Annotated in this window: 8 protein-coding genes; all 8 read right to left on the bottom strand. The window is 31.3% G+C overall.

From position 1 onward, the window contains the following. Positions 1-73: 73 nt before the first annotated feature. Positions 74-592: an adenine phosphoribosyltransferase gene (locus tag IAI10_RS12525; RefSeq protein ID WP_315673611.1), complete on the bottom strand. Its 519-nt coding sequence runs from the start codon at positions 590-592 to the stop codon at positions 74-76. Between the two features lie 104 nt (positions 593-696). After that, positions 697-1,560: a DHH family phosphoesterase gene (locus IAI10_RS12520; RefSeq protein WP_315673610.1), complete on the bottom strand. Its 864-nt coding sequence runs from the start codon at positions 1,558-1,560 to the stop codon at positions 697-699. A 139-nt stretch (positions 1,561-1,699) separates the two neighbouring features. After that, positions 1,700-2,578 carry a protein translocase subunit SecF gene (secF, locus tag IAI10_RS12515; protein ID WP_315673609.1) on the bottom strand — a complete coding sequence of 293 codons (879 nt, stop codon included), beginning with the start codon at positions 2,576-2,578 and terminating at the stop codon, positions 1,700-1,702. Positions 2,579-2,584: 6 nt separating this feature from the next. Beyond that, complete coding sequence (gene secD / locus IAI10_RS12510; RefSeq protein ID WP_315673608.1) at positions 2,585-3,853, bottom strand: protein translocase subunit SecD; 1,269 nt, start codon at positions 3,851-3,853, stop codon at positions 2,585-2,587. Between the two features lie 73 nt (positions 3,854-3,926). Beyond that, entirely contained in the window at positions 3,927-5,297 is a 1,371-nt protein-coding gene (gene scfB, locus IAI10_RS12505) for a thioether cross-link-forming SCIFF peptide maturase (protein WP_315673607.1), read from the bottom strand. Positions 5,298-5,404: 107 nt separating this feature from the next. Continuing rightward, the gene (gene scfA / locus IAI10_RS12500; RefSeq protein ID WP_315673606.1) at positions 5,405-5,542 is read right to left on the bottom strand and encodes a six-cysteine ranthipeptide SCIFF; all 138 of its coding nucleotides are present in this window, start codon (positions 5,540-5,542) and stop codon (positions 5,405-5,407) included. A gap of 71 nt (positions 5,543-5,613) precedes the next feature. Further along, on the bottom strand, positions 5,614-5,982 hold the full coding sequence (locus IAI10_RS12495) for a TIGR04086 family membrane protein (protein ID WP_315673605.1): 369 nt from the start codon (positions 5,980-5,982) through the stop codon (positions 5,614-5,616). 131 nt (positions 5,983-6,113) lie between these two features. Beyond that, entirely contained in the window at positions 6,114-6,404 is a 291-nt protein-coding gene (gene yajC, locus IAI10_RS12490) for a preprotein translocase subunit YajC (protein WP_315673604.1), read from the bottom strand. Between the last annotated feature and the right edge of the window lie 7 nt (positions 6,405-6,411).

The raw sequence follows: 6,411 nt of genomic DNA, 5'->3' as shown, positions 1-6,411 counted from the left end.
TTTTTATATATAATTATATAATATTCTAATAATTGTTTTAATATACTACGGCATATTTTTACAAAATTTAAAATTATACATCATACTTTACTAAAGAATTGACTTTATACTTTTCTAGCTTTTCTCCACCTTTTAAATCTGTAAGTTCTATCACAAAATTCAAGGAGACTACTTCTCCTCCAACCATTTCTACAAGCTTAGCCACAGCTCCTATAGTTCCTCCAGTAGCAAGAAGGTCATCTACTATTGCAACCTTAGCTCCAGGCTTTATAGCATCTTTATGAATTTCTAAAATATCGCTGCCATATTCCAAATCATATTGAATCTGAATAGTTTCATATGGAAGTTTTCCTTTTTTTCTTACAGGAACAAATCCGACTCCTAGCGCATAGGCAACAGGCACTCCAAATATAAATCCTCTAGCTTCTGGGCCAACTATTAAATCTATGTTTTTATCTTTTAAGTTTTTAACTATTTCATCTACACTTTCCCTAAGTCCTTCACCATCTTGTATTAAAGTAGTTACATCCTTAAAACTAATACCTTCCTTAGGAAATCCATCAATTATTCTAATCTTATCCTTTATCCCCATCATTACTCCTCCAAAAAATTCATTAACAGAATCATTATATTAATGTTGTTATGTGCCCTATGGCATAGCTTAATTATATAATTTATGGCAAACTTAATCAATAATTATATAGCATCATTTATGTAATTATTTACCTCTTTGCTTAGATACTTTGCGATTTGACTAGCTCTATAACCATCACTAGTAGTAAATAACTCGACAGCTATTCTAGCATTATCCATTTTTCCTACAACATTCATAGTTGGTTTTATGCATGCAGCCATCTTTTTTAAGCTTTCCAAAGTTATATTTTCAATTCCATTTACTTTAATTAATGCCTTAACTCCTCTATTTTTAGATTTAGATATATGCTCTAGTCCTTCATATGCAAGAATTTCATTTTCATACTCTAAAGGAAGCTCTGAGGCTATAGTTCCAATAGAAACTAAATCCGTGTACTTTATAACACCTTTCATATCATAATACATAGAAAGTGCTTGAGCTAATTTATAAGCGACACCACTATAAGAAAGAAACTTAAATTTATATAGACATTCTTTCTGTTTAGGGTTAACGCATATAGCACCAAAGCTCAATCCTTCTTCACAATTATCTAAAACAAGCACATCCATACTCATTTCTTTGCATAAACTTGCTTGAAGTTCTGATTCAATACTGCATCCTACAGTTATAATCAATTTTGCACCAAGAAAACTAATATGATTTCTTATTGCATCCGTACTTAAACTTTTTGAAATACTATCATGAATATAATATTCAACATCTGCATTTAAATATTTAAATAATAAAAGTAATAACGAAACACCACATATAGCATCTGCATCGCAGGCACCATAGAGAACTATCTTTTCTCTATTATTTATAGCTTTTACCGCTCTTTCCATGGCCTTACTCATATCCTTTAAAAAAAATGGATTGTAATTTGTTAAAAAGCCTGGCTGATTAAAAGCCTCTACAAATTTTGCCATAGTTAACCCTCCAATTATTTTAGAACATATCTATTATAATTTAAAAAGTAGACTTTGACAAATTTTTTATAAATTTTATTATACACCTACTTAATCGACAATTGCACAAAATAATAAAAAGCGGTTTCCCGCTTTTTATTTATGCAAGTTTTGCAGTTTTTTTCTTTTTTACTCTCTTAAATAAAACCCACAATGGACTCGCTATACATATAGAAGAATATGCACCTGAGAATATTCCTATAATTAGCGGGAATGTAAATTCTTTTATTGTAGGCACATCTACGATAAAGTAAACAGCACTTAACATAGTTAAAACTGTAAAAACTGTATTCATAGATCTTGTTATACTTTGAGTAATGCTTATATCTGCTATATCAATAATCTCTTTTCCTCTAAATGTCCTTTGGTTCTCTCTTATCCTGTCAAATATTACTACAGTATCACAGATTGAGTAACCTGTTATTGTTAACATTGCTGCGATAAATGGAGAATTTACAGGTACTTGGAATATGGCATAAACCGAAAGAGTAATAAGCACATCGTGAATCAAAGCAATTACAGCAGCTATTCCAAATCTCCAATCTTTAAATCTAAATGCTATGTAGCCTAATATTATTATAGTAGCCACTGCTAGAGCTTCTATAGCTTTAACTTTAAGTTCAGTACCTATAGAACTACTTATAGTACTCTGATTTACTATAGCTTTATCCGGCAATTTATATTTATCCTTAAGTTCTTTAACCATATTAGTAACTTTATCCTGAGTCAACTTGTTAGAATCAATCTCTAGTTGTGTTGTATTTACCACATTAGATATTTCATCTGGGGCATACTTTTGAATAGTAGGTTCAACATCTTCTTTATTAAACTTCTTACCCATATCTATAGTTATCGTAGACCCACCTGTAAAATCTATACCCAAGTTAAGCTTATGTACACCCAAATAAATCATTCCGAATATTATTATCGCTAGTGATATACCAAACCAAATTTTGCTCTTTTCAATTATTTTAAGCATACATTCCTACCCCCTCTTCACACCAAAGTAACCTGGTTTATTCAAAAATCCTACATTAAAAGCTAATCTCACTAAAAACTTTGTTACAACTAGGGAAGTAAACATACTAAATAGTGTACCGATTATTAAAGTTATTGCAAAGCCTTTAACTGATCCAGAACCAAGTATACTAAGTACAACACCTGATATTATTGTTGTAGTATTAGAGTCAACTATAGAAGGAAGTGCTCTATGAAATCCAGCATCTATTGATGATCTTATGGATTTTCCGTTTCTCAATTCTTCCTTAATTCTTTCAAATATAAGTACATTTCCATCTACTGCAATACCTATTGTTAAAAGTAGTCCAGCTATACCTGGAAGCGACAAGGTTACGTCTACAATAACAAAAGACAGCAACGTAAGAAGTATGAATATTATCAAAGCTAAATCTGCTAAAATACCAGGAACTCTATAGTATATAAACATGAACAAAAATACTATTGCTATTCCAACTGCAGCCGCTTTTAAGCTTAATGGTATAGCCACAGCTCCAATAGTTGGTCCAACTGTCTTTGTTTCCACATTTTTAAGCGTAACTGGCAAAGCTCCTGATTGTATATAATTAGCTATTTTACTGGCTTCTTCAGAGCTCTGAAGATTTGAAATAATAGCCTTGCCATTGGTAATAGCATCGTTAACTGTAGGACTAGATACCTCTGTATCATCCATATATATGGATATAGCTTTACCTATGTTATTTTTAGTAGCATCTGCAAATTTTTTAGTACCAGCATCATTTAATTCTAGGTTTACTACAGGAGATGATGTATTCTGATCATAACCAACACTAGCACTCTTAACATCCGATCCTGTCAAAACTACATTTCCACTTGAATCCTTAAAGGTAAGCTTTCCTGGCTTGCTAACAGTGTCAATTATGGAACTTGCATCATCCTTTCCTGGAATATCTATTCTTATTTTGTCATTGCCTTCAATTGTTAAAGTTGTTTCACTTACTCCATTAGGGTTTACTCTTAATCCTAATACTTCTTTAGTAGTTTCAAGGGTTTTTGCGTCCTTATTACCTGATACTACCTGCTCCACTATACTCACTCCGCCTTGCAGGTCCAACCCTTTCTTAATTACTTCTCCAAAGGATTGCACACGGTATCCAAAGATATCTAAGCCTTTAATTCCGATATATGAAGATATAAATATTATTACAACACATAACAGAAAGATAATTCCGTGCTTAAGTTTGCTTGATTTTCTTGCTTTTGCTCTTGCTTTCATCTTTCTCCCCCTCTGTATGAATTCATAGAATTTATTATATTACTTGAAACAGTAATAGTCAACTTAAGGAAAATTATATATTTTTTTCTTGTTTACTGCATCTTAATGCAATAGCGCATTCTAATCGCTTTTTAGTAATTTCGCATCCTAATTCATATGGTACATGTATATCTCCGTTGAAATTAAAATTATTAGCCTGGCAACCTCCGCTGCAATAAAATCTAGCCCAACAGTTTTTACATTTTGGTTTATTGTAAATGTGAGCTTTTTTAAAATCTTCTATCATATCTTCTTTAGAAATGCCATCAAATATAGTTCCAATTTTAAATTCTTCATTACCTACAAATTGATGACATGGGTAAATATCTCCTTCTGGAGTTATAGCCACATATTCATGTCCAGCTCCGCAGCCACTTATTCTTTTATAAACACATGGGCCGCCGTTTAAATCAATATTAAAATGATAGAACTTAAAGTCTTTATCTGTTCCGATTCTATCTGTCATTTCTTCCAACAGCTTGTCATAGGAATCAAATATTTGAGGAAGATCTTCCTCTCTTAATGACAATGGATCATTCGGCTGAAGTACCACAGGCTCTATGGAGATTTCTTTAAAGCCTTCATTAGCTAAATAAATTACATCATTGTAAAAATCAGTATTATTTCTAGTAAAGGTACCTCTGGCATAATATTGTTTTGATGGATCTCTCCTTTCCACCATTGATTTTATATTTTTCAAAATAGCATCATGGGAACCGCTTCCATCATATCTTACTCTTACCTTGTCATTGACTTCTTTTCTTCCATCTATGGATAATACTATATTTCCCATGTTTTTGTCCAAATATTCCATTATTTCTTCGTTAAGCAAAGTTGCATTTGTGGTCATTGTAAATCTTATATTCTTTTTATTGATTACTTCTTGCTCCTTGGCATACTCTACTATTTGTTTTATAGTTTCAAAGCAAAGAAGAGGTTCTCCGCCAAACAAATCAACTTCTATATTCTTTCTAGGTCCAGAATTTTTTATAACAAAATCTATAGCTTTCTTTCCTATTTCTGGAGTCATAAGCATTCTATGTCCTTTGTATTCCCCTTCATCTGCGAAACAATATTTACACTTTAAATTGCAGTCATGAGCTATGTTCAAGCATAGTGCTTTTATAAATGATTTTGAATTATCTCTAACTGCCACCTGCTCATATTTATCACTAGAATAAAGCATTTCCTCGCTTATTAATTCATCTATATCCTCTAGAGCCTCTAATATATCCTTTTCATCATATTGTCCTTTTAATTTATCAATAATTTCTTTGTTGTCTGGTCTATTATCTTCATCTATTAATACATCATACACTAACTTGTCCACTACATGGACACATCCAGAATTTACATCTACTGCATAATAATCATCTAGCGCTTTAAATTTATGAATAAGTGCCAATTTATTTTCCTCCTAAAATTAATACTACGATTTATTATAAAAATGTTTTCTTAACATTCTACATTCAAATTTAAAGCAGTAACATGAGTTACTGCTTTAATATGATGCTAGTTTTCACAAGCTAAATTTGCTACTGTGCAAGAAGTCTTACATGCTGATTGACATGAATTTGCACATTCCTTGCATCCAGGCTTAGCCAAGCTATCCTTTAAGTTTGCTTTATTGATTGTTCTAATATGTTTCATGTGAATAACCTCCATTAATTACTTTTGGTAATATTTATTATAGCATAATAATATAGCTAAATAAAGCATTTCTATATATTTATTCCCAGCATTCCAGATAAAGCACCAACCATTAAAGCTATTACAAACCTCATGATATCTTTACTTTCTATAGATGGCTCATTAAACATGACCGCAGAAATTATGTACAATACCATCATGTAAAAAAAAGCCACTAGTATACCTATAAGCCATCCGTTTTTATTATTTTTTCTCGCTGCATAAATGGCTCCATAAAGTACACTAATACATGTAACTATGACAAAATATACGGATAAAAACGAATTGCCTACATCTGTAAAATTCATTATTACCGCCAAGATTATTATCATTATTACAGTAAACATTGAAGCTCTTAGCACTCCATTAGTTACTCTAGCTGCTACTTTTTTTCCTTCCATTTACAAAACACCTCCCATCTACATAAAAAGCATAATACTTTTTAACATTATCAGTAAAAAGACAATGTATAAAAAATTTGCTTCTATACAGTTATTATCTATGTAAAAAAGAGGTGTTTTATTACATAATATTACTTACTTTCCTCACTTTTACTATTTAATATTTCTGCAATGCCATTTTTAGAAACTTTTAATCTGCTTCTATCTGGTCCTGTTTGAATAATTATGTAATCATCCTGAACATTAACCACTTTTCCTATTATTCCGCCCTTAGTAAGGACTTCATCATTTGATGCCACACTAGATAGCATAGTGTTGTATTTTTTTCTTCTTCTGCTTTCAGGCAAGAATACCATTAGATAAAACAATGCTATCATAATTATAAATGGTATAACTATTCCTTTAAAAACATCTCCGGACATATTAATT

The organism is Clostridium sp. 19966, from assembly GCF_032335695.1.
GTDB lineage: Bacteria > Bacillota > Clostridia > Clostridiales > Clostridiaceae > JACTOJ01.
The sequence above is the reverse complement of the archived record's forward strand: the minus strand, read 5'-3'. Positions and strand labels throughout refer to the sequence as shown.

Bases quoted from the DNA above. Each gene is read 5' to 3' on its own strand.
- secF (WP_315673609.1), bottom strand. From the start codon at position 2,578: ATGCTTAAAATAATTGAAAAGAGCAAAATTTGGTTTGGTATATCACTA.
- scfA (WP_315673606.1), bottom strand. From the start codon at position 5,542: ATGAAACATATTAGAACAATCAATAAAGCAAACTTAAAGGATAGCTTG.
- secD (WP_315673608.1), bottom strand. From the start codon at position 3,853: ATGAAAGCAAGAGCAAAAGCAAGAAAATCAAGCAAACTTAAGCACGGA.
- yajC (WP_315673604.1), bottom strand. From the start codon at position 6,404: ATGTCCGGAGATGTTTTTAAAGGAATAGTTATACCATTTATAATTATG.
- IAI10_RS12520 (WP_315673610.1), bottom strand. From the start codon at position 1,560: ATGGCAAAATTTGTAGAGGCTTTTAATCAGCCAGGCTTTTTAACAAAT.
- IAI10_RS12525 (WP_315673611.1), bottom strand. From the start codon at position 592: ATGGGGATAAAGGATAAGATTAGAATAATTGATGGATTTCCTAAGGAA.
- IAI10_RS12495 (WP_315673605.1), bottom strand. From the start codon at position 5,982: ATGGAAGGAAAAAAAGTAGCAGCTAGAGTAACTAATGGAGTGCTAAGA.